Source organism: Pseudomonas atacamensis, from assembly GCF_017167965.1.
GTDB lineage: Bacteria > Pseudomonadota > Gammaproteobacteria > Pseudomonadales > Pseudomonadaceae > Aquipseudomonas > Aquipseudomonas atacamensis.
Genome location: NZ_CP070503.1, coordinates 5,091,684 through 5,115,630, shown reverse-complemented (window position 1 = coordinate 5,115,630; position 23,947 = coordinate 5,091,684). Strand labels below are relative to the sequence as shown.

Below are 23,947 nucleotides of genomic sequence, written 5' to 3'. Positions count from 1 at the left end.
GGCTCGCTCCCACAGTGGGGTAATGTGATCTGCCCGGTGATCGTACAACTCGCTTGAGCTATGATGGCGCCAAGCCGAATTTTCGAGACAAGATGCAGACCATGGAAAAGCTGATCGACACCCCGCGCCTCCCCCGCAAGCGCCGCAGCCTCGCCCAGGAATTGGTGACGGTGTTGAGCGAGCAGATCCGTGATGGCCTGCTCAAGCGTGGCGACAAATTGCCCACCGAGTCGGCGATCATGGAAGCCCATGGTGTCAGCCGCACCGTGGTCCGCGAGGCGATTTCCCGTCTGCAGGCCGCCGGTCAGGTGGAAACCCGCCACGGCATTGGCACCTTTGTTCTCGATACGCCAAGCCCGAGCGGTTTCCGTATCGATCCGGCCACCGTGGTCACCCTGCGTGACGTGCTGGCGATTCTCGAATTGCGCATCAGCCTCGAAGTCGAATCCGCCGGCCTCGCCGCGCAGCGCCGCAGCCCCGAGCAACTGGCAACCATGCGCGCCGCCCTCGACGCCTTGAACGAAAGCGCCTCGCATGCCAGCGATGCGGTGTCGTCGGACTTCGCTTTCCACCTGGAAATCGCCCTGTCCACCGGCAACCGCTACTTCACCGACATCATGACGCACCTGGGCACCAGCATCATTCCGCGTACCCGGCTGAACTCGGCGCGTTTGGCTCATGATGACCAGCAGCACTACATGGGCCGCCTGAGCCGCGAGCACGAGGAAATCTACGACGCGATTGCCCGTCAGGATTCCGATGCTGCGCGTGCGGCGATGCGCCTGCACCTGACCAATAGCCGTGAGAGACTGCGCCAGGCCCATGAAGAGGCGCAGGCGCAGGGTTAGCTCATTATTCCAGGATGACGTGCAAATTTATTGGAGGAACCGGGAAGGGACCATCATTTAAGTAACACCAGAATCTTGAGGGCGTGAAGTCGAACTTTTCTTTCTCAATCGGAAAGACGAATTCCTTTTCACGATTTTCTTCAGTCACAAAGATCGAGGAAATCCAAGGGGTTATTTGAAACAGCTCAAAAGTGATCTTATCGCCAACCTTGTATGCAGGATTCCAGGGCACGATGCCGTGGGCAGGGCCTTCGAGCTTGGTAGTGTCAAGGATTAGACTGCTCTCCCCAATGCGATAAGCCTCTCTAAATGTAGGATAGTAAGGGTGTTCTTCCGATTCGGTTGAAGCCATCTCTGAATTCCTTTTTTAAAAAATGATTAAGCCATGACTCGAATCACGGCATGGTTAGGGGACTCATCACCTACGTCACCATTAGGGGCAAGAATTGATCGGCTGACACCTGTAAGAACTACCAGTACGGACGAACGGTCGACCTGCCGCTGGGTTGCGTCTGACCGTCCATGACGTGGCGCGTCAATAGAGTCAGGGTTCAATTCGCATCCTCAGTGGTTGAGAATACGGCTCCATACTCGACTCATCGCGGAACTTGTAACGCAGCTCCACCTCGCGGTTCAGGTACGGTTGAAGCGCCTCTTTCGGCAGTTGCACCTCGATGTCGAACAGCTTCTCCATTTCATCCTCGGCGTCGTCCCAAGCGCCAGCGTCCACCTCATCACCTTCCCATTGGGGTTCTTCTCCATCGCTGCCGAGGATCGCGTAGACGCTCCAGTTCGCCTCGAAATCGCTGGAATCCGGCACCTGCACGGTGAGGATGTCCGGCAATTGCGAGAGCTGAAGTGTCACGCAGCCGTCTTGAGCCGGGGCGGCATGGGTGAGGGTGGGGGCGGCAAAATGCATCGACATAGCGGCTTCCTTTGAGTGGTCCGCCACGATCCTTCGTGGCAGTCGACGTACTTTACGAGCCGCTGGTCTCCTCAGGATTAAACGAATCCAGACCAGATATTTCCGCGAGCAAATGCTTCAAGGACGGGCCTTCCAGCGATTTCCAGAAGCATAAGCAGTGATTTTGTCGGACAAAAAAGCCCTGCCAACGATGAAATGCAGTTGACGGTTATTTTTTAAGTTGTACGATGACCTACAACTTCGGCGAAGGCTGAACGGTCCACTCACAATAAAACGTTGCTACCAGGGTGTTCGAATAATGAATCCACAAGAACTGAAGTCCATCCTCTCTGCCGGCCTGCTGTCTTTCCCGGTGACCGATTTCAACGCGCAGGGCGATTTCAATCGCGCGGGCTACATCAAACGCCTGGAATGGCTGGCTCCGTATGGCGCTTCGGCTCTGTTCGCCGCCGGCGGCACCGGTGAGTTCTTCTCCCTGGCCGCCAGCGAATACTCGGAAATCATCAAGACTGCCGTCGACACCTGCGCAACCAGCGTGCCGATCCTCGCCGGCGTCGGTGGTTCGACCCGCCAGGCCATCGAATACGCTCAGGAAGCCGAGCGTCTGGGCGCCAAAGGCCTGCTGCTGCTGCCGCACTACCTGACCGAAGCGAGCCAGGACGGTGTTGCCGCCCACGTTGAGGCCGTGTGCAAATCGGTGAAGATCGGCGTGGTCGTCTACAACCGCAACGTTTGCCGCCTCAACGCGCCGCTGCTGGAACGTCTGGCCGAGCGCTGCCCGAACCTGATCGGCTACAAGGATGGCCTGGGCGATATCGAGTTGATGGTGTCGATCCGTCGCCGCCTCGGTGATCGGTTCAGCTACCTGGGTGGTTTGCCGACCGCCGAAGTCTACGCCGCTGCCTACAAGGCGTTGGGCGTGCCGGTCTACTCCTCGGCGGTGTTCAACTTCATCCCGAAAACCGCGATGGACTTCTACCACGCGATCGCTCGCGAAGATCACGCCACCGTCGGCAAGATCATCGACGACTTCTTCCTGCCGTACCTGGACATCCGCAACCGCAAGGCCGGTTACGCCGTGAGCATCGTCAAGGCAGGTGCAAAAATCGCCGGCTATGACGCAGGTCCGGTGCGTGCGCCGCTGACCGACCTGACCGGCGAAGAGTACGAAATGCTCGCCGCGCTGATCGACAAGCAAGGCGCGCAATAAACGAGAAAAGCGAGGCCGCTGAGCAATCAGCGGCTTTTTGCGTGAAGGCTTTTAGAGTTGAGGGCTGCCCTGTGACAACTGCAAAACGCTACGACAACTACATCAATGGCGAATGGGTCGCCGGTGCCGATTACTCGGCCAACATCAACCCGTCCGAACTCAGCGACACCATCGGCGATTACGCCAAGGCTGACCTGACCCAGGTCAACGCCGCCATCGACGCTGCTCGCGCTGCGTTCCCGGCGTATTCCACTTCGGGCATTCAGGCCCGTCACGATTCGCTGGATAAAGTCGGCACGGAAATTCTCGCCCGTCGCGAAGAGCTCGGCACGCTGCTGGCCCGTGAAGAAGGCAAGACCCTGCCGGAGGCGATCGGTGAAGTGACCCGCGCCGGCAACATTTTCAAATTCTTCGCCGGTGAATGCCTGCGCCTGTCCGGTGACTACGTGCCGTCGGTACGCCCGGGCGTCAACGTCGAAGTCACCCGTGAAGCGCTGGGCGTGGTCGGTCTGATCACGCCGTGGAACTTCCCGATTGCCATCCCGGCGTGGAAAATTGCTCCGGCCCTGGCCTATGGCAACTGCGTTGTGCTCAAACCTGCCGATCTGGTGCCGGGCTGCGCCTGGGCGCTGGCGGAAATCATTTCCCGCGCGGGCTTCCCGGCCGGTGTGTTCAACCTGGTAATGGGCAGCGGTCGCGTGGTTGGCGAGGCGTTGGTCAACAGCCCGAAAGTCGACGGCATCAGCTTCACCGGTTCGGTGGGCGTGGGTCGTCAGATCGCGGTCAACTGCGTTTCGCGCCAGGCCAAGGTGCAGCTGGAAATGGGCGGCAAGAACCCGCAGATCATTCTCGACGACGCCGACCTCAAGCAAGCGGTCGAGCTGTCGGTGCAGAGCGCGTTCTACTCCACCGGCCAGCGCTGCACAGCGTCGAGCCGTCTGATCGTCACCGCCGGCATTCACGACAAGTTCGTTGAAGCGATGGCCGAGCGCATGAAGTCGATCAAGGTCGGCCACGCGCTGAAAGCCGGCACCGACATCGGTCCGGTGGTTTCCCAGGCGCAGCTTGAACAGGACATGAAGTACATCGACATCGGCCAGTCCGAAGGTGCACGTCTGGTCAGCGGCGGTGGTGTGGTGACTTGCGACACCGAGGGCTACTTCCTCGCGCCAACCCTGTTTGCCGACAGCGAAGCGTCGATGCGCATCAGCCGCGAAGAAATTTTCGGCCCGGTGGCCAACATTGTTCGTGTGGCCGATTACGAAGCTGCGCTGGCAATGGCCAACGACACCGAATTCGGCTTGTCGGCCGGCATCGCCACCACCTCGCTGAAGTACGCCAACCACTTCAAGCGCCACTCCCAGGCCGGGATGGTGATGGTCAATCTGCCGACCGCCGGTGTGGATTACCACGTACCGTTCGGCGGGCGTAAAGGCTCGTCCTACGGCTCCCGTGAGCAGGGCCGCTATGCACAAGAGTTCTACACGGTCGTGAAGACCAGTTACATCGGATCGTAACCCCGCTGCACCCGCGCCGGGCCATCGCCTGAGGCCCTGCGCGGCACAAGACCAAAGAATGTTTTACCCGCATAAAAATAATCAGTGGGAGTACATCTGCATGCAATCCTCCAAGCCGACTCACGTCCGCTATTTGATCCTGCTCATGCTGTTTCTGGTGACCACGATCAATTACGCCGACCGTGCCACGATCGCCATTGCCGGCTCCAGCCTGCAAAAGGACCTTGGCATTGACGCCGTCACCCTCGGCTACATCTTCTCCGCATTCGGTTGGGCCTACGTCGCCGGGCAAATTCCCGGTGGCTGGCTGCTCGATCGCTTCGGCTCGAAAAAAGTCTATGCCCTGAGCATTTTCACCTGGTCGCTGTTCACCGTGCTGCAAGGCTTCGTCGGTGAATTCGGCATGTCCACGGCAGTGGTTGCGCTGTTCATGCTGCGTTTCCTCGTGGGCCTGGCGGAAGCGCCATCGTTCCCCGGCAACGCGCGCATCGTGGCGGCGTGGTTTCCGACCGCTGAACGCGGCACCGCTTCGGCGATCTTCAACTCGGCGCAATACTTTGCCACCGTGCTGTTCGCGCCGTTGATGGGCTGGATCGTCTACAGCTTCGGCTGGGAGCACGTGTTCATCGTCATGGGTATCCTCGGTATCGTGTTCTCGCTGGTGTGGCTGAAAGTCATCTACAGCCCGCGCGAACACCCACGGGTCAACGAGGCCGAGTTCAAGCACATCGCTGACAACGGCGGCATGGTCGACATGGATCAGAAGGGCAAGAAGTCCGACGGTCCGAAGTGGGATTACATCCGTCAGCTGCTGACCAACCGCATGATGCTGGGCGTGTATCTGGGCCAGTACTGCATCAACGGCATCACCTATTTTTTCCTGACCTGGTTCCCGGTGTATCTGGTGCAAGAGCGTGGCATGACCATTCTCAAGGCCGGTTTCATCGCTTCGTTGCCGGCGATCTGCGGCTTTATCGGCGGCGTGCTCGGCGGGGTGATTTCCGACTACCTGCTGCGCAAGGGCCATTCGCTGACTTTCGCTCGCAAGGCGCCGATCATCGCCGGTCTGCTGGTGTCGAGCAGCATCGTCGCGTGCAACTATGTTGAAGTGGAATGGATGGTCGTGGGCTTCATGGCGCTGGCATTCTTCGGCAAAGGCGTGGGTGCACTGGGCTGGGCGGTGGTTTCCGACACTTCGCCGAAACAGATCGCCGGTCTGAGCGGTGGCCTGTTCAACACCTTCGGCAACATCGCTTCGATCACCACGCCGATCGTCATTGGCTACATCATCAGCTCCACCGGCTCGTTCAAGTGGGCGCTGGTGTTTGTCGGCGCCAACGCATTGGTCGCGGTGTTCAGCTATCTGGTGATCGTCGGCCCGATCAAGCGGGTGGTGTTGAAAGAGCCGCCAGCCAAGGGCGGCAATGAAGCCACCGGCAATTTGTCTCAAGCGCATTCCTGAGGAGCGGCGTCATGCAGTTGATTGAACATTCCGACTCGCCGCGCTACATCCGCCTGCACGAGCGGGACAACGTTGTAGTGGTGGTCAACGATCAGGGCGTACCGGCCGGTACCGAGTTCGCCGACGGCCTGGTCACCCTGGATTTCGTGCCGCAGAGCCACAAAGTCACTCTGGAGGATATTCCCGAAGGCGGCCCGGTGATTCGTTACGGGCAGATCATCGGCTATGCGTTGCAGCCGATCCGTCGTGGCAGTTGGGTCAAGGAAGATCAACTGCGCATGCCGACCGCGCCGCCGCTGGACAGCTTGCCGCTGTCCACCGATGTGCCGGATGCGCAGGCACCGCTGGAAGGCTTCACGTTCGAGGGTTATCGCAACGCCGACGGCACCGTCGGCACGCGCAACATTCTCGGCATCACCACCACCGTGCAGTGCGTCACCGGCGTGCTCGATCACGCGGTCAAGCGCATCAAGGAAGAGTTGCTGCCGAAGTACCCGCACGTCGACGACGTGGTGGCACTGACCCACAGTTATGGCTGCGGTGTGGCGATTACCGCGACCGACGCCTACATCCCGATTCGTACCGTGCGTAATCTGGCGCGCAACCCGAACCTGGGTGGCGAAGCACTGGTGATCGGTCTGGGCTGCGAGAAATTGCAGGCCGGGCAGGTGATGCACGAGGACGATGCCTCGGTGGATCTCAGCGATCCGTGGCTGTACCGCTTGCAGGATTCCAGTCACGGCTTTACCGAAATGATCGAACAGATCATGGAACTGGCCGAAGTGCGTTTGAAGAAACTCGACCAGCGCCGTCGCGAAACCGTGCCGGCCTCCGAGCTGATTCTCGGTATGCAGTGCGGCGGCAGCGATGCGTTCTCCGGGATTACCGCCAATCCGGCGCTGGGTTATGCCTCGGACTTGCTGTTGCGCGCGGGGGCGACGGTGATGTTTTCCGAAGTCACCGAAGTGCGCGATGCGATCTATCTGCTGACGTCGCGGGCGCAAACGCAAACCGTCGCCGAAGAGCTGGTACGCGAGATGGACTGGTACGACCGTTACCTGGCCAAGGGCGAAGCCGATCGCAGCGCCAACACCACGCCGGGCAACAAGAAGGGCGGGTTGTCGAACATTGTCGAGAAGTCGCTGGGCTCGATCGTCAAGTCCGGCAGCAGCGCGATCAATGGCGTGCTCGGCCCGGGCGAGCGCTTCAAGCACAAGGGCCTGATTTTCTGCGCGACGCCGGCCAGCGATTTTGTCTGCGGGACGCTGCAACTGGCGGCGGGGATGAACCTGCACGTGTTCACCACCGGTCGCGGCACGCCTTACGGGCTTGCCATGGCGCCGGTGGTCAAGGTCTCGACGCGGACCGAACTGGCGCAGCGCTGGCCGGATCTGATCGACATCGATGCCGGACGCATTGCCACCGGGCGCGCGACCATCGAAGAACTCGGCTGGGAGTTGTTTCACTATTACCTGGATGTTGCCAGTGGCAAGCAACAGACCTGGGCGGAGAAGCACAAGCTGCACAACGACATCACCTTGTTCAACCCGGCGCCGATTACCTGAGACCGCGTCATCGTTCTTCGCGAGCAGGCTCGCTCCCACAGGGATATGCATTGCAAATGTGGGAGCGAGCCTGCTCGCGAAAGCGATCTGCCAGACGCCGAAGGACTTGTGGCTTATCATTAGCCCCCTATCGACGCTCACCCAAGGCTCTCCGGCATGCTGGCAATCTTTCTTGAAACCCTGAACATCACCGCGCCGGTGTTTGCCATGCTGTTTCTCGGTGTGCTGCTCAAGCGCATCGACTGGATCAACGACAACTTCATCCACACCGCCTCGTCGCTGGTGTTCAACGTGACCATGCCGGCGCTGCTGTTCCTCGGCATCCTTCACGCGGATCTGCACGCCGCGCTGCAACCTTCGCTCCTCATCTACTTTTCCCTTGCCACCCTGGTGAGTTTCGCCGTGGCCTGGGGCTGGGCGATTTTCAAATGTCCGCGTGAAGATCGCGGCATCTACACTCAGGGCGCGTTTCGCGGCAATAACGGCGTGATCGGCCTGGCACTCGCGGCAAGCATGTACGGCGATTACGGCATTTCCCTCGGGGCAATTCTCGCGGCGCTGGTGATCCTGTTCTACAACACGCTGTCGACCATCGTGCTGGCGGTGTACAGCCCGGTGATCAAGTCCGATCCGTGGAGCATCTGCAAAAGCGTGTTCAGCAACCCGCTGATCATCAGCGTGATTTCGGCGGCGCCTTTTGCTTACTTCAAGATCGGACTGCCGGGCTGGCTGGAAACTTCCGGCCAGTATCTGGCGCAGACCACGTTGCCGCTGGCGCTGATTTGTATCGGCGGCACGCTGTCACTGGCGGCGTTGCGCAAGAGCGGCAAGATGGCGCTCAGCTCCAGCCTGGTGAAGATGGTCGGTCTGCCGTTACTGGCGACACTGGGGGCATGGCTTTGGGGCTTTCGCGGGGCGGAACTGGGGATTCTGTTTCTCTACTTTGGCAGCCCGACGGCGGCGGCAAGTTTCGTCATGGCCCGGGCGGCGCAGGGCAATCATGAGCTGGCAGCGGCGATTATCGTGATGACCACGTTGATGGCGGCGATTACCACCAATGTCGGGATCTTTGTGTTGCAGTGGGGTGGGTGGATCTGATCAAGGATTTGCGGTGTCTGGCAGGGCCTCTTCGCGAGCAGGCTCGCTCCCACAGGGAAACGCATTGCAAATGTGGGAGCGAGCCTGCTCGCGAAGGCGGTCACTGCGGTTTCTGGTAGCTGTCGATCACTTCCTGCGCCGCGCGAAACGCATCGATCGCCGCAGGTACGCCGGCATACACCGCGCAATGCAGCAGGGCTTCGCGAATCTCCTCCACCGTGCAGCCATTGTTCAACGCGCCGCGTACGTGGCCCTTCAACTCCTGCGGACACTTCAACGCGGTCAGCGCGGCGAGGGTAATCAGGCTGCGGGTTTTCAGCGACAAACCTTCGCGATTCCACACCCCGCCCCAGGCGTGTTCATTGACGAAATCCTGCAACGGCTGTGAGAACTCGGTGGCGTTGCCCAGGGCGCGATCAACGAAGGCATCGCCCATGACCTGACGACGGATTTCAACCCCGGACTGCTTCGACTCGCTCATGGCACATCTCTCTTGTGGTGTTGGCGACGCCAGGCGCGGATCGACGTGAACAGCAGAAACGTCAGCAGCGCCGGCAGGACATAAAACAGCATCAAGCGCTCGAGTTTGCCGGCCAGCGGCATGCCGGTGGTGAACGACACCACATGCAGCCCGTAGACCAGATACAAACCGAGCAGCAGCAAGCCTTCGGCCCGGGTAACGCGGTAGCCGGAATAGAACACCGGCAAGCACAGCGCCGCGACGCCGAGCATCACTGGCAAGTCGAAATCCAGCGCGTTGGGGGAGACGGAAAGCGGCGTCGGTGCGAGTAGGGCGGTCAGCCCGAGCACCCCGAGCAGGTTGAACAGGTTGGCGCCGATCACGTTGCCCACGGCAATGTCGCGCTGCCCGCGCAACGCAGCGATCAGCGAAGTCGCCAGCTCCGGCAGCGAAGTGCCGACCGCGACCACGGTCAGGCCGATGACCCGTTCGGACAGGCCCAGGTCGGTGGCCACGACCACGGCGGCGCCGAGCAGCAAACGCCCGGCGAATACCAGCATGGCCAGGCCAGCGAGAATCATCAGCACACTGATCAGCCAGGATTGCTGCGTTTCGGTGGGTCGTTCTGTATGAGGTCGCGTCGAGTGTCGCGACTGGCGGAACAACAAGCCAAGGTACAGCGCCAAGGCCCCGAGCAGCAGGACACCGTCGAAACGTCCGAGGTCTTTATTCCAGGCGAGGATGAATACCAGCAGGCTGGCGCCGATCATCAGCGGGATATCGAGGCGCACCAATTGCCGCGACACGCGCAGCGGGATGATCAACGCCGACAGGCCAAGGGTTACGAGGATGTTGAAGATGCCGCTGCCGGCCACGCTGCCGACGGCGATGTCCGGGTTGTCGGTCAGCGCCGCTTGCAGGCTCACGGTCATCTGCGGCGCGCTGCTGCCGAGGGCGACGATGGTCAGGCCGATGATCAACGGACGCACGCGCAGGCGCTCGGCCAGACGCACGGCGGCGCGCACCATCAGCTCGGCGCCGATGAGCAAAAGAACCAGGCCGCTGAGCAATTCGATGACGTTGATCAGCGGCAGATCGGCTAGTCCGAAAATGGTCAGCGCTCCATCAGTCGAGGGCCTGCACGCGAACCCGTGCGGTGCCGCTGCGCAGCATGCCGATCTCATCGGCGGCCTCGCGTGACAGATCGATCAGCCGGCCACGGGTGTGCGGGCCACGGTCATTGATGCGGACCACGACTGATTCATCGTTTTTCAGGTTGGTGACCTTCACCCGCGTGCCGAACGGTAACTGGCGGTGGGCGGCGGTCAGGGAATGCTGGTTGAACGCTTCGCCGCTGGCGGTGCGTTTACCGTGATGTTTGGCTCCATAGTAGGAGGCGACGCCGGTCTGGTCGTAACCGTGCGGGTCGATGGTGTCGGTACTGGCGCAACCGGCCAGCAGGGAGAGCAGGGCGCTGCTCAGCAACAGACGCTTCATTCAAAGGTATCCCGGATCAAATGTAGGAGTGACCTGTGGCGAGGGGATTTATCCCCGTAGAACTGCGCAGCAGTCCCAAAACTGAGAACTCGGTTTATCTGGTGCAAATCAAGCTCAGCAATTGGGGCCGCTTCGCGGCCCAACGGGGATAAATCCCCTCGCCACAGGTCCCTTCCACAGGGGATGGAGCCAGGCTTTGGATCTGGCTCCATTGGTGGTCAGCCTTCGAGCTTGCTTTTCAGCAGTTCGTTCACCTGCTGCGGGTTGGCCTTGCCTTTCGAGGCTTTCATGGCTTGGCCGACGAAGAAGCCGAACATCTTGCCGCGTTTGGCTTCGTCTGCCGCGCGGTACTGTTCGACCTGTTCGGCGTTGGCCGCGAGCATTTCATCGAGCACGGCGGAGATCGCGCCGGTGTCGGTGACTTGCTTGAGGCCGCGCTTCTCGATGATCTCGTCAGCACTGCCTTCGCCGTTGGCCATCGCTTCGAACACCACCTTGGCGATCTTGCCGGAGATGGTGTTGTCCTTGATGCGCTGCAGCATGCCGCCCAGTTGCTCGGCGGAGACTGGCGAGTCTTCGATGTCCAGGCCCTGCTTGTTGAGCAGGCTGCCCAACTCGACCATCACCCAGTTCGCCGCCAGTTTCGCGTCGCCACCGATGGCTGCGACTTTCTCGAAGTAATCCGCCTGTTCACGGCTGGTGGCCAGCACGTTGGCGTCGTAGGCCGACAGACCGAACTGGCTCTGGAAGCGTTCGCGCTTTTGCGGTGGCAGTTCCGGCAGGGTGGCACGCACTTCACCGAGGAACGACTCTTCGATAACCACCGGCAGCAGGTCCGGATCGGGGAAGTAACGGTAGTCGTTGGCTTCCTCTTTCGAACGCATCGGACGGGTCTCGTCCTTGTTCGGATCGTACAGGCGGGTCTGCTGGATCACTTTGCCGCCGTCCTCGATCAGTTCGATCTGACGCTGGATCTCGGAGTTGATTGCCTTCTCGATGAAACGGAACGAGTTGACGTTCTTGATCTCGCAGCGAGTGCCGAACTCGACCTGGCCTTTCGGGCGCACCGAGACGTTGCAGTCGCAACGCAGCGAGCCTTCGGCCATGTTGCCGTCGCAGATGCCCAGGTAGCGCACCAGCGCGTGGATCGCCTTGACGTAAGCCACGGCTTCCTTGGCGCTGCGCATGTCCGGCTCGGAGACGATTTCCAGCAGCGGCGTGCCGGCACGGTTCAGGTCGATGCCGGTGGCACCGTTGAATTCTTCGTGCAGGCTCTTGCCGGCGTCTTCTTCCAGGTGCGCGCGGGTGATGCCGACGCGTTTGACCGTGCCGTCTTCCAGGGCGATGTCCAGGTGGCCTTTGCCAACGATCGGCAATTCCATCTGGCTGATCTGGTAGCCCTTGGGCAGATCCGGGTAGAAGTAGTTCTTGCGGGCGAACACGTTGTGCTGGCCGATCTCGGCGTCAATCGCCAGACCGAACATCACCGCCATGCGCACCGCTTCCTGGTTGAGCACCGGCAGCACGCCGGGCATGCCCAGGTCGATCAGGCTGGCCTGGGTGTTCGGCTCGGAACCGAAGGTGGTGGAACTACCGGAAAAGATTTTCGACCGGGTGGTGAGCTGAGTGTGAATCTCCAGCCCGATCACGACTTCCCATTGCATGTGTGTCTCCTCAGAAGCCGGTTGGGGTGCGGGTGTGCCAGTCAGTGTTGAGCTGATACTGGTGCGCAACGTTGAGCAAACGGCCTTCCTGGAAGTACGGCGCGAGCAACTGCACGCCCACCGGCAGACCGTCGACAAAACCGGCCGGCATCGACAGGCCCGGCAGGCCGGCGAGGTTGGCGGTGATGGTGTAGACGTCTTCCAGATAGGCAGCGACCGGGTCGCTGTTCTTCGCGCCGAGTTTCCACGCCGGGTTCGGCGTGGTCGGGCCGAGGATGATGTCGACTTCATTAAAGGCAGCCATGAAATCGTTCTTCACCAGACGACGAATCTTCTGCGCTTTCAGGTAGTAGGCATCGTAGTAACCGGCGGACAGCGCGTAGGCACCGACCATGATCCGGCGCTGTACTTCGGCGCCGAAGCCTTCGCCTCGGGAGCGCTTGTACAGGTCGATGAGGTTTTCCGGGTTTTCGCAGCGGTGGCCGAAACGCACGCCGTCGAAACGCGACAGGTTGGAGGAGGCTTCTGCCGGGGCGATCACGTAGTACGCAGGAATGGCGTGCTGCATGTTCGGCAGGCTGATTTCCTTGATCACCGCACCGAGCTTCTGCAACTGCTGGATGCTGTTCTGGATCAGCTCGGCAATGCGCGGGTCGAGACCGGCGCTGAAGTATTCCTTCGGCACGCCGATGCGCAGGCCTTGCAGCGACTCGCCGAGGCTGGCGGAGTAATCCGGAACCGGCTCATCGATGCTGGTGGAGTCGTTCGGGTCGAAGCCGGCCATGCCTTGCAGCAGAATCGCGCAATCTTCGGCCGTGCGCGCCAACGGGCCGCCCTGATCGAGGCTGGAGGCGTAAGCAATCATGCCCCAGCGCGAAACGCGACCGTAGGTCGGCTTCAGGCCGGTGAGGTTGGTGAATGCTGCCGGCTGGCGGATCGAACCGCCGGTGTCGGTTGCGGTGGCGGCAGGCAGCAGGCGAGCGGCCACGGCGGCGGCCGAGCCACCGGACGAACCGCCCGGCACGTGTTCCAGGTTCCACGGGTTTTTCACTGCGCCGTACCAGCTCGACTCGTTGGCCGAACCCATGGCGAATTCGTCCATGTTGGTCTTGCCCAGGGTCACGGCGCCGGCAGCGGCCAGTTTCGCAACGACAGTGGCGTCATACGGGGCTTTGAAGTTGTCGAGCATCTTCGAGCCGCAGCTGGTGCGGATGCCCTGGGTGCAGAACAGATCCTTGTGGGCGATCGGCGCGCCGAGCAGGGCGCCGCTCTCACCGTTGGCCCGGCGTGCATCGGCGGCTTTCGCCTGCTCGATGGCCAGATCCTCGGTGAGGCTGATGAAACTGTTGAGCTGCGGATCGAGCTGGGTAATACGCGCCAGCAGGACTTTGGTCAGCTCTTCGGAGGAAAACTTTTTATCGGCGAGACCGCGGGCGATCTCGGCCAGAGTCATTTGATGCATTGCAGGCTCTTTCCCTTTAGTCGATGACTTTCGGAACCAGATACAGGCCGTTTTCGACCGCTGGTGCGATGGACTGGTAGGCCTCGCGATTATTCGTCTCGGTCACCACGTCGGCGCGCAGGCGCTGACTGGCTTCCAGGGGGTGGGCCAGCGGCTCGATACCGTCGGTATCAACGGCCTGCATTTCGTCGACCAGCCCGAGAATGCTGTTGAGGGCGGAAGTAATGTGCGGAAGATCGGCATCGTTGAGGCCAAGGCAGGCCAGATGCGCGATTTTTTCCACGTCGGAGCGTTCTAGCGCCATCGGGATTCTCCAGTGGAAAACAGAACGGACGGCGTCCGTGTGTTAGATTGTCGGAACACTACCGCACTTCTACGGTCATAAGGCCGCGATTGTGGGGCTTGGTGCACAGAAAAGCGGCCAATTTAACATATTGGCGCCTTGCCCAAAATCCCTGTCGTTGTTAGAGTTTGCCGCACTTTTTTACCCACGCGTTGCCTAGGGTCCCTTTCCCATGTTCAAGAAACTGCGTGGCATGTTTTCCAGCGATCTTTCCATTGACCTGGGCACTGCCAACACCCTTATTTACGTGCGCGAGCGCGGTATCGTCCTGAATGAGCCATCGGTTGTGGCCATTCGGACACACGGTAACCAGAAAAGTGTCGTCGCTGTCGGCACCGAGGCCAAGCGCATGCTCGGCCGTACGCCGGGCAACATTGCTGCCATTCGTCCGATGAAGGACGGCGTGATCGCCGACTTCAGCGTCTGCGAAAAGATGCTGCAGTACTTTATCAACAAGGTTCACGAAAACAGTTTCCTGCAGCCCAGCCCTCGTGTGCTGATCTGCGTTCCATGCAAGTCCACCCAGGTTGAGCGTCGTGCCATCCGTGAATCGGCCCTTGGCGCCGGTGCCCGTGAAGTGTTCCTGATCGAAGAGCCGATGGCTGCTGCGATCGGTGCCGGCCTGCCGGTTGAAGAAGCGCGCGGTTCGATGGTCGTGGACATCGGTGGTGGTACCACGGAAATCGCCCTGATCTCCCTGAACGGTGTGGTTTACGCCGAATCCGTTCGTGTCGGTGGCGACCGTTTCGACGAAGCGATCATCACCTACGTGCGCCGCAACTACGGCAGCCTGATCGGTGAATCCACCGCTGAGCGCATCAAGCAGGAAATCGGTACGGCCTACCCGGGCGGCGAAGTACGCGAAGTCGATGTTCGCGGTCGCAACCTGGCCGAAGGCGTTCCACGCGCATTCACCCTGAACTCCAACGAAGTGCTCGAGGCTCTGCAAGAGTCGCTGGCAACCATCGTTCAGGCGGTGAAAAGCGCGCTGGAGCAATCGCCGCCGGAACTGGCTTCCGACATCGCCGAGCGTGGCCTGGTGCTGACCGGTGGTGGCGCGCTGCTGCGTGACCTCGACAAGTTGCTGGCTCAGGAAACCGGTCTGCCGGTGATCGTTGCCGAAGATCCGCTGACTTGCGTTGCTCGCGGCGGTGGCCGTGCGCTGGAAATGATGGATAAGCACACCATGGATCTGCTTTCGAGCGAATAAGCTTCGAATGCAATACGTGGGTGAACGCACAGGCAGCACTTTGCAGTGCTGCCTGTTGGCGTTTATCTTCTGTCAGTCTTCATCCAGGCCGGTTTGATGCCGTATGAATAAACAGAACATTTGCCTGGGAGGAGCGGCTTATTAAACCGCTTTTCACCAAAGGCCCTTCGTTGGGCGTGCGCCTGTTGGTGCTGGCCGTGCTCGCGGTCGCGCTGATGGTGGTCGATGCACGTTTCGACCTGCTCAAGCCCGCGCGCAAGCAAGCGTCGCTGGTGCTCATGGATGCCTACTGGATCACGGACCTGCCCGGCCGCTTGTGGGAAGGGGTCGCCAGTCAGTTCGGCAGCCGCACCGAGCTCGTCGCCGAAAACGAAAAACTCAAGACCGAAAACCTGCTGTTGCAGGGGCGCATGCAAAAGCTCGCGGCCCTGACCGAGCAGAACGTTCGGTTGCGCGAGTTGCTCAATTCCTCTGCATTGGTCAATGAAAAGGTCGAAGTGGCCGAGCTGATCGGCATGGACCCCAACCCCTTCACCCATCGCATCATCATCAACAAAGGTGAGCGCGACGGCGTGGTGCTCGGCCAACCGGTGCTCGATGCACGCGGGCTGATGGGCCAGGTGGTTGAGTTGATGCCGTACACCTCGCGTGTCCTGCTGCTGACCGACACCACTCACAGCATTCCGGTGCAGGTGAACCGTAACGGTCTGCGCGCGATTGCCAGCGGCACCGGCAACCCTGAGCGCCTGGAATTGCGTCATGTCGCCGACACGGCAGACATCAAAGAGGGCGACCTGCTGGTCAGCTCCGGCCTCGGCCAGCGATTCCCGGCCGGTTATCCGGTGGCCACGGTCAAGGAAGTCATCCACGATTCCGGCCAACCGTTTGCCATTGTCCGCGCCGTACCGACTGCCGCCTTGAACCGCAGCCGCTACCTGCTGCTGGTGTTCAGCGACAGCCGCACTGCCGAGGAACGCGCCAATGACGCCGCCCAGGCGCAGGAACAGCTCGATGCCCACGGCGGTGGCCCGATGTTGCCGGCCAGCGTGCCGAAACCGTTGATCATGCCTGCCACGCCGTCGACCGCTACCGCAGCGCCGGCCACTGAAGCCGCAGCGCCTGCCGCCACGCCAGCCAAGCCCGCCGCGAGCAAACCGCCCGCTGCCGCTCCGGCCGCTGCCAAACCGCCGGCCGCGAGCAAACCACCGGCGAAACCGCCAGCGACTACCGGGGGACGAGAATAATGGTCGGCGCGAAAAAATCCGGAAACGGCTGGATGATCTGGCTGACATTCTTCGTCGGTATCCTGCTCAGCGTATCGCCGTTGCCGATCTTCATGGAAATCCTTCGCCCGCTGTGGCTGGCCTTGCTCGTGACCTTCTGGGCGCTGTATATGCCGCACACGGTCGGCATGGTCACCGCCTTCTGTCTGGGACTGGCCGAAGATGTCCTGCAGGGCGACCTGCTCGGGCAGAACGCGCTGATCCTGACCCTGATTACTTTCCTCGTGTTGTCGTTGCAGCAGCGTCTGCGCATGTTCCCGATGTGGCAGCAGTGCCTGGTGATCCTGGTGATCTTCGGCCTCGCACAATTGGCGCAACTGTGGCTCAGCGCTCTGACCGGCAACCGTCAGCCAACCCTGGCGCTGGTCTTGCCGGCGCTGGTCAGTGCCTTGCTCTGGCCGTGGGTCAGCTTCGCCCTTCGCGGGATGTGCCGACGCTACAGAATCTATTGAGCCGGTGAAGCAGGGCACTGAACAGGGAGATGTTTTGATGAAACTGCTTTACCTCGCCTCCGGCTCACCGCGCCGCCGGGAATTGCTCACGCAGATCGGCGTGCAGTTCTCCTCCATCAGCGCGGACATCGACGAAACCCCGCTGCCTGAAGAATCCCCTTCGGCCTATGTCGACCGCCTCGCGCGTGGCAAGGCTGAGGCCGGGCGCCGCTCGGTCGTCTCTGACCAGCCGTTCTGCGTGCTTGGCGCCGACACCGCTGTGGTACTCGACGGCAAAATACTTGGCAAACCGGTGGACGAAGCCGATGCATGCGCCATGCTGATGATGTTGTCCGGCAACGAACACGAAGTGCTGACCGCCATCGCCGTGCTTGAAGGTGAGCGCTGCGAGTCGCGGGTGGTGCGCAGTCGCGTGCGTTTTCGCAGCATCAGCCGCGAAGAGGCCGGCGCCTACTGGGCCAGTGGCGAACCGCGCGACAAGGCCGGCGGCTATGGCATTCAGGGCCTGGGTGCGGTGTTCGTCGCCGGGCTCGACGGCAGCTATTCGGCGGTGGTCGGCCTGCCGTTGTGCGAAACCTGCGAGGTGTTGGGCCATTTCGGCATACCCTGTTGGCAAAACCTGAACACGCCCTGAGCGTCGTACGAATCCAGATGCGGCCACTATCGTGAACATGCCTGAACGAGATCCTGCCATGAGTGAAGAGATTCTGATCAACATCACGCCGATGGAATCGCGCGTGGCGGTGGTCGAAAACGGTGTGCTGCAAGAAGTCCACGTCGAGCGCACGCAGAAACGCGGGATCGTCGGCAACATCTATAAAGGCAAGATCGTTCGTGTACTGCCGGGCATGCAAGCGGCATTTGTCGACATCGGCCTCGATCGTGCAGCTTTCATTCACGCCGCCGAAATCTCCTTGCGCGAAGGCCCGGCGGTGGAAAGCATCAGTTCGCTGGTGCACGAAGGTCAAAGTCTGGTGGTGCAAGTCACCAAAGACCCGATCGGCTCCAAAGGCGCACGCCTGACCACGCAACTGTCGATTCCTTCGCGTTATCTGGTGTACATGCCGCGCACCGCCCACGTCGGCATTTCCCTGAAGATCGAAGACGAAGCCGAGCGCGAGCGTCTCAAGCAGGTGGTCAGCGATTGCGTAGCCAAAGAAGGCATCAAGGAGGCCGGCGGTTTCATTCTGCGCACAGCCGCTGAAGGCGCGGGCGCTGATGAAATCTTGATGGACATTCGCTACCTGCGGCGCCTATGGGACCAGATCAACGAGCAGATCAAGACCATCGCCGCGCCCAGCGTCATCTACGAAGACCTCGGCCTGGCCCTGCGCACCCTGCGCGATCTGGTCAATCCGAAGATCGAGAAGATCCGCATCGACTCGCGGGAAACCTTCCAGAAAACCACGCAATTCGTCGCCGAACTGATGCCGGAAATCGCCGATCGTCTGGAACACTATCCGGGCGAGCGGCCGATCTTCGATCTGTACGGAGTCGAAGATGAAATCCAGCGCGCGCTGGAGCGCAAGGTACCGCTGAAATCCGGCGGCTATCTGGTGATCGATCCGGCGGAAGCCATGACCACCATCGACGTCAACACCGGGGCGTTCGTCGGTCATCGCAACCTCGAAGAAACCATTTTCAAGACCAATCTCGAAGCGGCCACGGCGATTGCCCGGCAGATGCGCCTGCGCAACCTCGGCGGGATCATCATCATCGACTTCATCGACATGGAAGATGAAGAGCACCAGCGTCAGGTCCTGCGCACTCTGGAGAAACAGCTGGAGCGCGATCACGCCAAGACCAACATCATCGGCATTACCGAGCTGGGCCTGGTGCAGATGACCCGCAAGCGCACCCGCGAAAGCCTCGAACAGGTGTTGTGTGAACCGTGCAGCAGTTGTCAGGGACGCGGCAAACTGAAGACCGCCGAAACCATCTGTTACGAGATCTTCCGCGAGATTCTACGCGAGGCGCGGGCCTATCAGGCCGAGGGTTATCGGGTACTGGCCAACCAGAAAGTGGTCGATCGTCTGCTCGATGAAGAGTCCGGTAACGTCGCCGAGCTTGAAGGCTTTATCGGCCGCACCATACGCTTCCAGGTGGAAACCATGTATTCCCAGGAACAATATGACGTGGTGCTGCTCTGAAGCCCTGCATCACTACTCATTCAACGCGGCTGGCCTCAGCTTTTCGCAGTATTTTTGCCATGGGAGCCAACTGACATGGAGCGTCTGACACGCATTCTGGCCGCACTCACCCGCTGGGGGCTGGGCCTGTGCGCGTTGGTTCTGGTGTTGATGGCGTTATACGTCAGCCTCGGCCGCGAGCTGACGCCACTGGTGGCCGAATACCGCGCCGACATCGAAGACAAGGCCAGCGCCGCCCTCGGCATGCCTTTGCAAATCGGTGAGCTGGAAGGCAACTGGAGCGGTTTCGCGCCGATCCTGCTGGCCCACGACGTGATGGTCGGCGACGGTGCCAACGCTCTGCGCCTCGACCGCGTGCGGGTGGTGCCGGATATGTGGGGCAGCGTGCTCGCCCGCGAAGTGCGCCTCGCGCATATCGAACTCAACGGTTTGAAGGTCAGCCTCAAGGAAGCCGAAGACGGCACTTGGGCGCTGGAAGGCCTGCCGGTGCAGAAGGATCAACCGTTCGATCCGGCACAATTGTTCCAGCGCTCGCAGATGATCAAGCAACTGTCGGTGCTCGACAGCCAAGTGACCCTGCAACCGCTCGACCACGCGCCCATGACGCTCACCTATGTCGGTCTGAATCTGCGCACCGGCGCCAGCCGCCAGCGTCTCGACGCGCGTCTGACCTTGCCCGATGGCCAGCCTGTGGCGCTGAGCCTGCGCAGCCAGTTGCGTCCTGATCAGTGGCAGAACAGCTCTATCGAGGGCTATGCCAGCCTGCCGCAGAGCGACTGGTCGAAGTGGCTGCCCGAGCGCCTGACTCAGCAATGGAATTTTTCCGAGATCAAGGCCGGCGGTGAACTCTGGGTCGATTGGGCCGAAGGCGCGTTGCAAAGCGCCGCGTTGCGCCTGAATGCGCCGCAAGTGACCGGTGCCTACGCCGAGCGCAAGCCAATCCAGATCAACAATCTGGCGCTCAACGCCTATTACCGCAACACCGCCGAGGGCGCGAAGGTCACTCTTGATTCACTGGCGATGAGCTTCGGCGACACCCGTTGGGAATCCCATGTGCAGGTGCAGCAGACTCGCGCCAGCGCCAACGCTGAAGAGCTCTGGCATTTGCAGGCCGATCGCCTCGATCTGACCCCGATCACGCCGCTGCTCAATGCGCTGGGGCCGTTGCCGCAAAGCTTCGCCACAGTGGTCGAGCGTTTGAAGGTAACCGGCGGCCTGCGCAACGTCCTGCTGGATTTCCGTCCGACCGCCGCCGATGGCAATAAATTCGGCTTTGCCGCCAACCTCGATAATGTCGGTTTTGATGCCTACCACGGCGCTCCGGCGGCGCGGAATGTCAGTGGCAGCCTCAGCGGCAATCTGGACGGCGGTGAGTTGCGCCTCGACAGCAAGGACTTCGTCCTGCACCTCGATCCGATTTTCGCCAAACCATGGCAATACCTGCAGGCCAATGCGCGGCTGACCTGGAAGCTCGACAAGGATGGCTTCACCCTGATTGCGCCGTACCTGAAGGTGCTGGGCGAGGAGGGCAAGATTGCCGGCGACTTCCTTATCCGCCTGCACTTCGACCATAGCCAGGAAGACTACATGGACCTGCGCGTCGGCCTGGTCGATGGCGACGGTCGCTACACCGCGAAATACCTGCCGGCGGTGTTGAGCCCGGCGCTTGATGAGTGGCTGCGCACGGCGATCCTCAAAGGCGCGGTGGATCAGGGTTTCTTCCAGTATCAGGGCTCGCTGAGCAAGAATGCCGGCGAGGCTGATCGCAGCATCAGCCTGTTCTTCAAAGTGCATGACGCCGAACTGGCCTTTCAGCCGGGCTGGCCGCACGTGAGCAAGGTCAGCGGTGACGTGTTCATCGAGGACAGCGGCGTGCGCATCTGGGCCAGCAAGGGCCAGTTGCTCGATACGCAAGTCAGCGATGTCTTCGTCAATATTCCTCACGTACCGGCCGGACAGAACAGCCATCTGTTGCTCGATGGCGCGTTTGCCGGTGGCCTGGGCGATGGTTTGAAGATTCTTAAGGACGCGCCGATCGGCACCGGCGAAACCTTTGCCGGTTGGGAGGGCGCCGGTGATCTGAATGGCAAGCTCAAACTGGACATTCCGCTGGCCAAGGGCGAACAGCCGAAAATCCTCGTCGATTTCAAAACCGCCAACGCGCGGCTGAAACTGGCCGAACCGAAACTGGAACTGAGCCAGCTCAAGGGCGATTTCCGCTTTGACAGCAATAAAGGCCTCAGCGGCCAGAACATCTCTGCGCGGGCCTTCGACAAACCGGTCACTGCGCAGATCTTCGCGGATGGCAGCCCCAACCAGATCAAGACCCGGGTTGCGGCGTCGGGGCAGGTCGAAGTGAAAAAGCTCACCGACTGGCTGGGCGTGACCCAGCCGTTGCCGGTGTCCGGGACGATTCCTTATCAGTTGCAGCTGAATCTTTCCGGGGCCGACAGCCAGTTGCTGGTCAGCTCCAGCCTCAAAGGCGTGGCAGTGGATTTGCCGGCGCCGTTCGGCATGGCCGCCGATGTCGGGCGCGACACAGTGTTTCGCATGACCCTGCAAGGCCAGGAGCGGCGTTACTGGTTCAATTACGATCAACTGGCCAATTTCACTTTTGCCGCGCCGCCGAGCAATTTCGCCGATGGCCGTGGCGAACTGTTTCTCGGCGCTGGCGAAGCGGTGTTGCCGGGCGCCAAGGGCCTGCGCATTCGTGGGGTGCTGTCGGAGCTGGACGTCGCGCCGTGGCAGGATCTGGCCAACAAATACGCCGGCGGGGATCCCGGCGGCAGCGCCAAGCAACTGCTCAGCAGCGCTGACATCAAAGTCGGCAAATTGACCGCGCTCGGCACCACGCTGGATCAGGCCTCGGTGCAGATCAATCGCAAGCCCGGCGCATGGAATCTCGCTCTCGATAGTCAGCAGGCCAAGGGCACGGCCAGCCTGCCGGACGCCAACGGCGTGCCGATTGCGGTGAATCTGCAATACGTGAAACTGCCGGCGCCGGACCCGGCGGTGCAGGCTGACGAGAACGCGCCGGATCCATTGGCGTCAGTCGATCCGACGAAAATCCCGGCGCTGGATATCACCCTCAATCAATTGTTCCTCGGCCCCGATCTGGTGGGTGGCTGGTCGCTGAAAGTGCGGCCGACCGCCAAGGGCATCGCACTGAACAACCTCGATATGGGCCTCAAGGGAATCCTCCTGCAAGGCAACGGCGGCTGGGAAGGCGCGCCGGGGGCGACCAGCAGTTGGTACAAGGGCCGCATTGGCGGCAAGAATCTGGCCGACGTGCTCAAAGGCTGGGGCTTCGCGCCGAGCGTGACCAGCGAAGAATTCCATATGGACGTCGATGGACGTTGGCCGGGCTCGCCGGCGTGGCTGGCGACCAAGCGCTTCTCCGGCACCCTCGACGCCTCGCTGAACAAGGGCCAGTTCGTTGAAGTGGAAGGTGGTGCTCAGGCGCTGCGGGTGTTCGGTCTGCTCAACTTCAACTCGATCGGCCGGCGTCTGCGTCTGGACTTCTCCGACCTGTTCGGCAAAGGCTTGAGCTACGACCGGGTCAAAGGTTTGCTGGTGGCGAACAACGGTGTCTACGTCACCCGTGAGCCGATTCGCCTGACCGGGCCTTCGAGCAATCTTGAGCTGGACGGCACGCTGGATCTGGTCGGTGACAAGGTCGATGCGAAATTGCTGGTGACACTGCCGGTGACCAACAACCTGCCGATCGCCGCGCTGCTTGTTGGCGCACCGGCGGTCGGCGGCGCGCTGTTCCTCATCGACAAGCTGATCGGCGACCGCGTCGCGCGCTTCGCCAGCGTCAAGTACACCGTCAAAGGCCCATGGAAAGAGCCGAAAATCACCTTTGACAAGCCTTTTTGAACGGCCCGGCCTTGAAGCGATGGAGTAGCATGGCCGAATACCTCTTTGGGAGTTCGCCATGTCTTTAGCGGTGATTCAAATGGTCAGCCAGAGCGACGTGCCGGCCAATCTGGCCCAGGCGCGACGCCTGCTCGAACAGGCCGCCGCCGGCGGGGCGAAACTCGCGGTGCTGCCGGAAAACTTCGCCGCCATGGGCCGTCGCGACGTCGCCGATATCGGCCGCGCCGAGGCCTTGGGCGAAGGGCCGATCCTGCCCTGGTTGAAACAGACCGCCCGCGACCTCACCTTATGGATAGTCGCCGGTACATTGCCGTTGCCACCGTTGGGTCAACCCACGGCCAAAGCCAATGCCTGCTCGTTGCTGATCAACGATAACGGTGAGATCGTCGCGCGCTATGACAAGCTGCATCTGTTCGATGTCGATGTCGCCGACAATCGCGGCCGATACCGTGAATCCGATGACTATGCGTATGGCGGTAATGTAGTGGTGGCGGATACGCCGGTGGGGCGAGTCGGTCTGAGCGTGTGTTACGACTTGCGTTTCCCGGAGCTGTACAGCGAATTACGTGCCGCCGGTGCCGAGTTGATTACCGCACCGTCGGCCTTTACGGCCGTAACCGGCGCCGCGCATTGGGATGTACTGATCCGCGCGCGGGCCATCGAAACACAGTGTTATATCCTCGCGGCCGCACAGGGCGGCAGTCATCCGGGGCCACGCGAGACCTTCGGGCATGCGGCGATTGTCGACCCGTGGGGGCGTGTGCTGGCCCAGCAGGATCAAGGCGAGGCGGTGTTGCTGGCCGCCCGCGACAGCGATGAACAAGCGTCCATCCGGGCGCGCATGCCGGTGACGCGTCATCGGCGGTTTTTCTCGCAGGGCGCCCAGCGGCCTGCTTCAGAACACGAATTTAAGGCGTAAACC

Annotated in this window: 21 protein-coding genes; 13 read left to right on the top strand and 8 right to left on the bottom strand. The window is 61.2% G+C overall.

Annotated elements, in window-relative coordinates; genetic code table 11:
- The first annotated feature begins 101 nt into the window (after positions 1 to 101).
- Positions 102 to 848, top strand: a complete 747-nt coding sequence (locus JWU58_RS23390) for a FadR/GntR family transcriptional regulator (protein ID WP_024011597.1) — start codon at positions 102 to 104, stop codon at positions 846 to 848.
- Positions 849 to 852: 4 nt separating this feature from the next.
- Here JWU58_RS23390 and JWU58_RS23385 read toward each other — a convergent pair whose 3' ends face one another.
- Positions 853 to 1,200, bottom strand: coding sequence for a hypothetical protein (locus JWU58_RS23385; RefSeq protein WP_016771710.1), 348 nt, complete (start codon positions 1,198 to 1,200; stop codon positions 853 to 855).
- A 192-nt stretch (positions 1,201 to 1,392) separates the two neighbouring features.
- A complete protein-coding gene (locus tag JWU58_RS23380) occupies positions 1,393 to 1,773 on the bottom strand; it encodes a hypothetical protein (RefSeq protein ID WP_016771709.1) in 381 nt (126 codons plus the stop codon).
- A gap of 298 nt (positions 1,774 to 2,071) precedes the next feature.
- Between JWU58_RS23380 and kdgD the strand changes: the two genes are divergently transcribed.
- The 5 genes from kdgD (at position 2,072) to JWU58_RS23355 (ending at position 8,625) form a co-directional block, all read left to right on the top strand.
- Complete coding sequence (kdgD, locus tag JWU58_RS23375) at positions 2,072 to 2,983, top strand: 5-dehydro-4-deoxyglucarate dehydratase (RefSeq protein WP_016771708.1); 912 nt, start codon at positions 2,072 to 2,074, stop codon at positions 2,981 to 2,983.
- A 71-nt stretch (positions 2,984 to 3,054) separates the two neighbouring features.
- Entirely contained in the window at positions 3,055 to 4,500 is a 1,446-nt protein-coding gene (locus JWU58_RS23370) for an aldehyde dehydrogenase family protein (protein WP_016771707.1), read from the top strand.
- A 100-nt stretch (positions 4,501 to 4,600) separates the two neighbouring features.
- On the top strand, positions 4,601 to 5,962 hold the full coding sequence (locus JWU58_RS23365; protein WP_051600602.1) for an MFS transporter: 1,362 nt from the start codon (positions 4,601 to 4,603) through the stop codon (positions 5,960 to 5,962).
- Positions 5,963 to 5,973: 11 nt separating this feature from the next.
- Positions 5,974 to 7,527: a galactarate dehydratase gene (gene garD, locus JWU58_RS23360; protein ID WP_016771706.1), complete on the top strand. Its 1,554-nt coding sequence runs from the start codon at positions 5,974 to 5,976 to the stop codon at positions 7,525 to 7,527.
- A gap of 156 nt (positions 7,528 to 7,683) precedes the next feature.
- Entirely contained in the window at positions 7,684 to 8,625 is a 942-nt protein-coding gene (locus tag JWU58_RS23355; RefSeq protein WP_123443388.1) for an AEC family transporter, read from the top strand.
- Between the two features lie 100 nt (positions 8,626 to 8,725).
- Here JWU58_RS23355 and JWU58_RS23350 read toward each other — a convergent pair whose 3' ends face one another.
- From JWU58_RS23350 to gatC, 6 genes are all read right to left on the bottom strand, one after another.
- Positions 8,726 to 9,106, bottom strand: a complete 381-nt coding sequence (locus tag JWU58_RS23350) for a carboxymuconolactone decarboxylase family protein (protein WP_206421054.1) — start codon at positions 9,104 to 9,106, stop codon at positions 8,726 to 8,728.
- Positions 9,103 to 10,179, bottom strand: coding sequence for a calcium/sodium antiporter (locus JWU58_RS23345; protein WP_277425675.1), 1,077 nt, complete (start codon positions 10,177 to 10,179; stop codon positions 9,103 to 9,105). Before JWU58_RS23345 ends, JWU58_RS23350 begins: the two co-directional genes overlap by 4 nt.
- Before the next feature lie 31 nt (positions 10,180 to 10,210).
- The gene (locus JWU58_RS23340) at positions 10,211 to 10,582 is read right to left on the bottom strand and encodes a septal ring lytic transglycosylase RlpA family protein (protein WP_024011604.1); all 372 of its coding nucleotides are present in this window, start codon (positions 10,580 to 10,582) and stop codon (positions 10,211 to 10,213) included.
- A 218-nt stretch (positions 10,583 to 10,800) separates the two neighbouring features.
- Positions 10,801 to 12,246 carry an Asp-tRNA(Asn)/Glu-tRNA(Gln) amidotransferase subunit GatB gene (gatB, locus tag JWU58_RS23335; protein ID WP_016771702.1) on the bottom strand — a complete coding sequence of 482 codons (1,446 nt, stop codon included), beginning with the start codon at positions 12,244 to 12,246 and terminating at the stop codon, positions 10,801 to 10,803.
- 10 nt (positions 12,247 to 12,256) lie between these two features.
- Positions 12,257 to 13,708, bottom strand: coding sequence for an Asp-tRNA(Asn)/Glu-tRNA(Gln) amidotransferase subunit GatA (gatA, locus tag JWU58_RS23330; RefSeq protein WP_024011605.1), 1,452 nt, complete (start codon positions 13,706 to 13,708; stop codon positions 12,257 to 12,259).
- Between the two features lie 16 nt (positions 13,709 to 13,724).
- On the bottom strand, positions 13,725 to 14,012 hold the full coding sequence (gene gatC / locus JWU58_RS23325) for an Asp-tRNA(Asn)/Glu-tRNA(Gln) amidotransferase subunit GatC (protein ID WP_024011606.1): 288 nt from the start codon (positions 14,010 to 14,012) through the stop codon (positions 13,725 to 13,727).
- A gap of 211 nt (positions 14,013 to 14,223) precedes the next feature.
- Here gatC and mreB point away from each other — a divergent pair, with 211 nt between their 5' ends.
- The 7 genes from mreB (at position 14,224) to JWU58_RS23290 (ending at position 23,944) form a co-directional block, all read left to right on the top strand.
- Entirely contained in the window at positions 14,224 to 15,261 is a 1,038-nt protein-coding gene (gene mreB / locus JWU58_RS23320) for a rod shape-determining protein MreB (protein ID WP_002555108.1), read from the top strand.
- Positions 15,262 to 15,401: 140 nt separating this feature from the next.
- Positions 15,402 to 16,505, top strand: a complete 1,104-nt coding sequence (gene mreC, locus JWU58_RS23315; RefSeq protein WP_083387093.1) for a rod shape-determining protein MreC — start codon at positions 15,402 to 15,404, stop codon at positions 16,503 to 16,505.
- Positions 16,505 to 16,996: a rod shape-determining protein MreD gene (mreD, locus tag JWU58_RS23310; protein ID WP_024011608.1), complete on the top strand. Its 492-nt coding sequence runs from the start codon at positions 16,505 to 16,507 to the stop codon at positions 16,994 to 16,996. Before mreC ends, mreD begins: the two co-directional genes overlap by 1 nt.
- Positions 16,997 to 17,033: 37 nt before the next feature.
- Positions 17,034 to 17,630 (top strand): Maf family protein, encoded by a 597-nt coding sequence (locus JWU58_RS23305; protein ID WP_206421052.1) that lies wholly within the window; start codon positions 17,034 to 17,036, stop codon positions 17,628 to 17,630.
- Positions 17,631 to 17,688: 58 nt separating this feature from the next.
- Positions 17,689 to 19,146 carry a ribonuclease G gene (gene rng / locus JWU58_RS23300; protein WP_016771696.1) on the top strand — a complete coding sequence of 486 codons (1,458 nt, stop codon included), beginning with the start codon at positions 17,689 to 17,691 and terminating at the stop codon, positions 19,144 to 19,146.
- A 75-nt stretch (positions 19,147 to 19,221) separates the two neighbouring features.
- Positions 19,222 to 23,025: a YhdP family protein gene (locus JWU58_RS23295; protein ID WP_206421051.1), complete on the top strand. Its 3,804-nt coding sequence runs from the start codon at positions 19,222 to 19,224 to the stop codon at positions 23,023 to 23,025.
- 58 nt (positions 23,026 to 23,083) lie between these two features.
- Entirely contained in the window at positions 23,084 to 23,944 is an 861-nt protein-coding gene (locus JWU58_RS23290; RefSeq protein WP_125917929.1) for a carbon-nitrogen hydrolase family protein, read from the top strand.
- Positions 23,945 to 23,947: the final 3 nt, after the last annotated feature.

Bases quoted from the DNA above. Each gene is read 5' to 3' on its own strand.
- JWU58_RS23290 (WP_125917929.1), top strand. From the start codon at position 23,084: ATGTCTTTAGCGGTGATTCAAATGGTCAGCCAGAGCGACGTGCCGGCC.
- gatC (WP_024011606.1), bottom strand. From the start codon at position 14,012: ATGGCGCTAGAACGCTCCGACGTGGAAAAAATCGCGCATCTGGCCTGC.
- JWU58_RS23305 (WP_206421052.1), top strand. From the start codon at position 17,034: ATGAAACTGCTTTACCTCGCCTCCGGCTCACCGCGCCGCCGGGAATTG.
- gatB (WP_016771702.1), bottom strand. From the start codon at position 12,246: ATGCAATGGGAAGTCGTGATCGGGCTGGAGATTCACACTCAGCTCACC.
- JWU58_RS23355 (WP_123443388.1), top strand. From the start codon at position 7,684: ATGCTGGCAATCTTTCTTGAAACCCTGAACATCACCGCGCCGGTGTTT.
- JWU58_RS23295 (WP_206421051.1), top strand. From the start codon at position 19,222: ATGGAGCGTCTGACACGCATTCTGGCCGCACTCACCCGCTGGGGGCTG.
- JWU58_RS23365 (WP_051600602.1), top strand. From the start codon at position 4,601: ATGCAATCCTCCAAGCCGACTCACGTCCGCTATTTGATCCTGCTCATG.
- mreB (WP_002555108.1), top strand. From the start codon at position 14,224: ATGTTCAAGAAACTGCGTGGCATGTTTTCCAGCGATCTTTCCATTGAC.
- garD (WP_016771706.1), top strand. From the start codon at position 5,974: ATGCAGTTGATTGAACATTCCGACTCGCCGCGCTACATCCGCCTGCAC.
- JWU58_RS23340 (WP_024011604.1), bottom strand. From the start codon at position 10,582: ATGAAGCGTCTGTTGCTGAGCAGCGCCCTGCTCTCCCTGCTGGCCGGT.
- JWU58_RS23390 (WP_024011597.1), top strand. From the start codon at position 102: ATGGAAAAGCTGATCGACACCCCGCGCCTCCCCCGCAAGCGCCGCAGC.
- mreD (WP_024011608.1), top strand. From the start codon at position 16,505: ATGGTCGGCGCGAAAAAATCCGGAAACGGCTGGATGATCTGGCTGACA.
- JWU58_RS23385 (WP_016771710.1), bottom strand. From the start codon at position 1,200: ATGGCTTCAACCGAATCGGAAGAACACCCTTACTATCCTACATTTAGA.
- rng (WP_016771696.1), top strand. From the start codon at position 17,689: ATGAGTGAAGAGATTCTGATCAACATCACGCCGATGGAATCGCGCGTG.
- kdgD (WP_016771708.1), top strand. From the start codon at position 2,072: ATGAATCCACAAGAACTGAAGTCCATCCTCTCTGCCGGCCTGCTGTCT.
- JWU58_RS23380 (WP_016771709.1), bottom strand. From the start codon at position 1,773: ATGTCGATGCATTTTGCCGCCCCCACCCTCACCCATGCCGCCCCGGCT.
- gatA (WP_024011605.1), bottom strand. From the start codon at position 13,708: ATGCATCAAATGACTCTGGCCGAGATCGCCCGCGGTCTCGCCGATAAA.
- JWU58_RS23350 (WP_206421054.1), bottom strand. From the start codon at position 9,106: ATGAGCGAGTCGAAGCAGTCCGGGGTTGAAATCCGTCGTCAGGTCATG.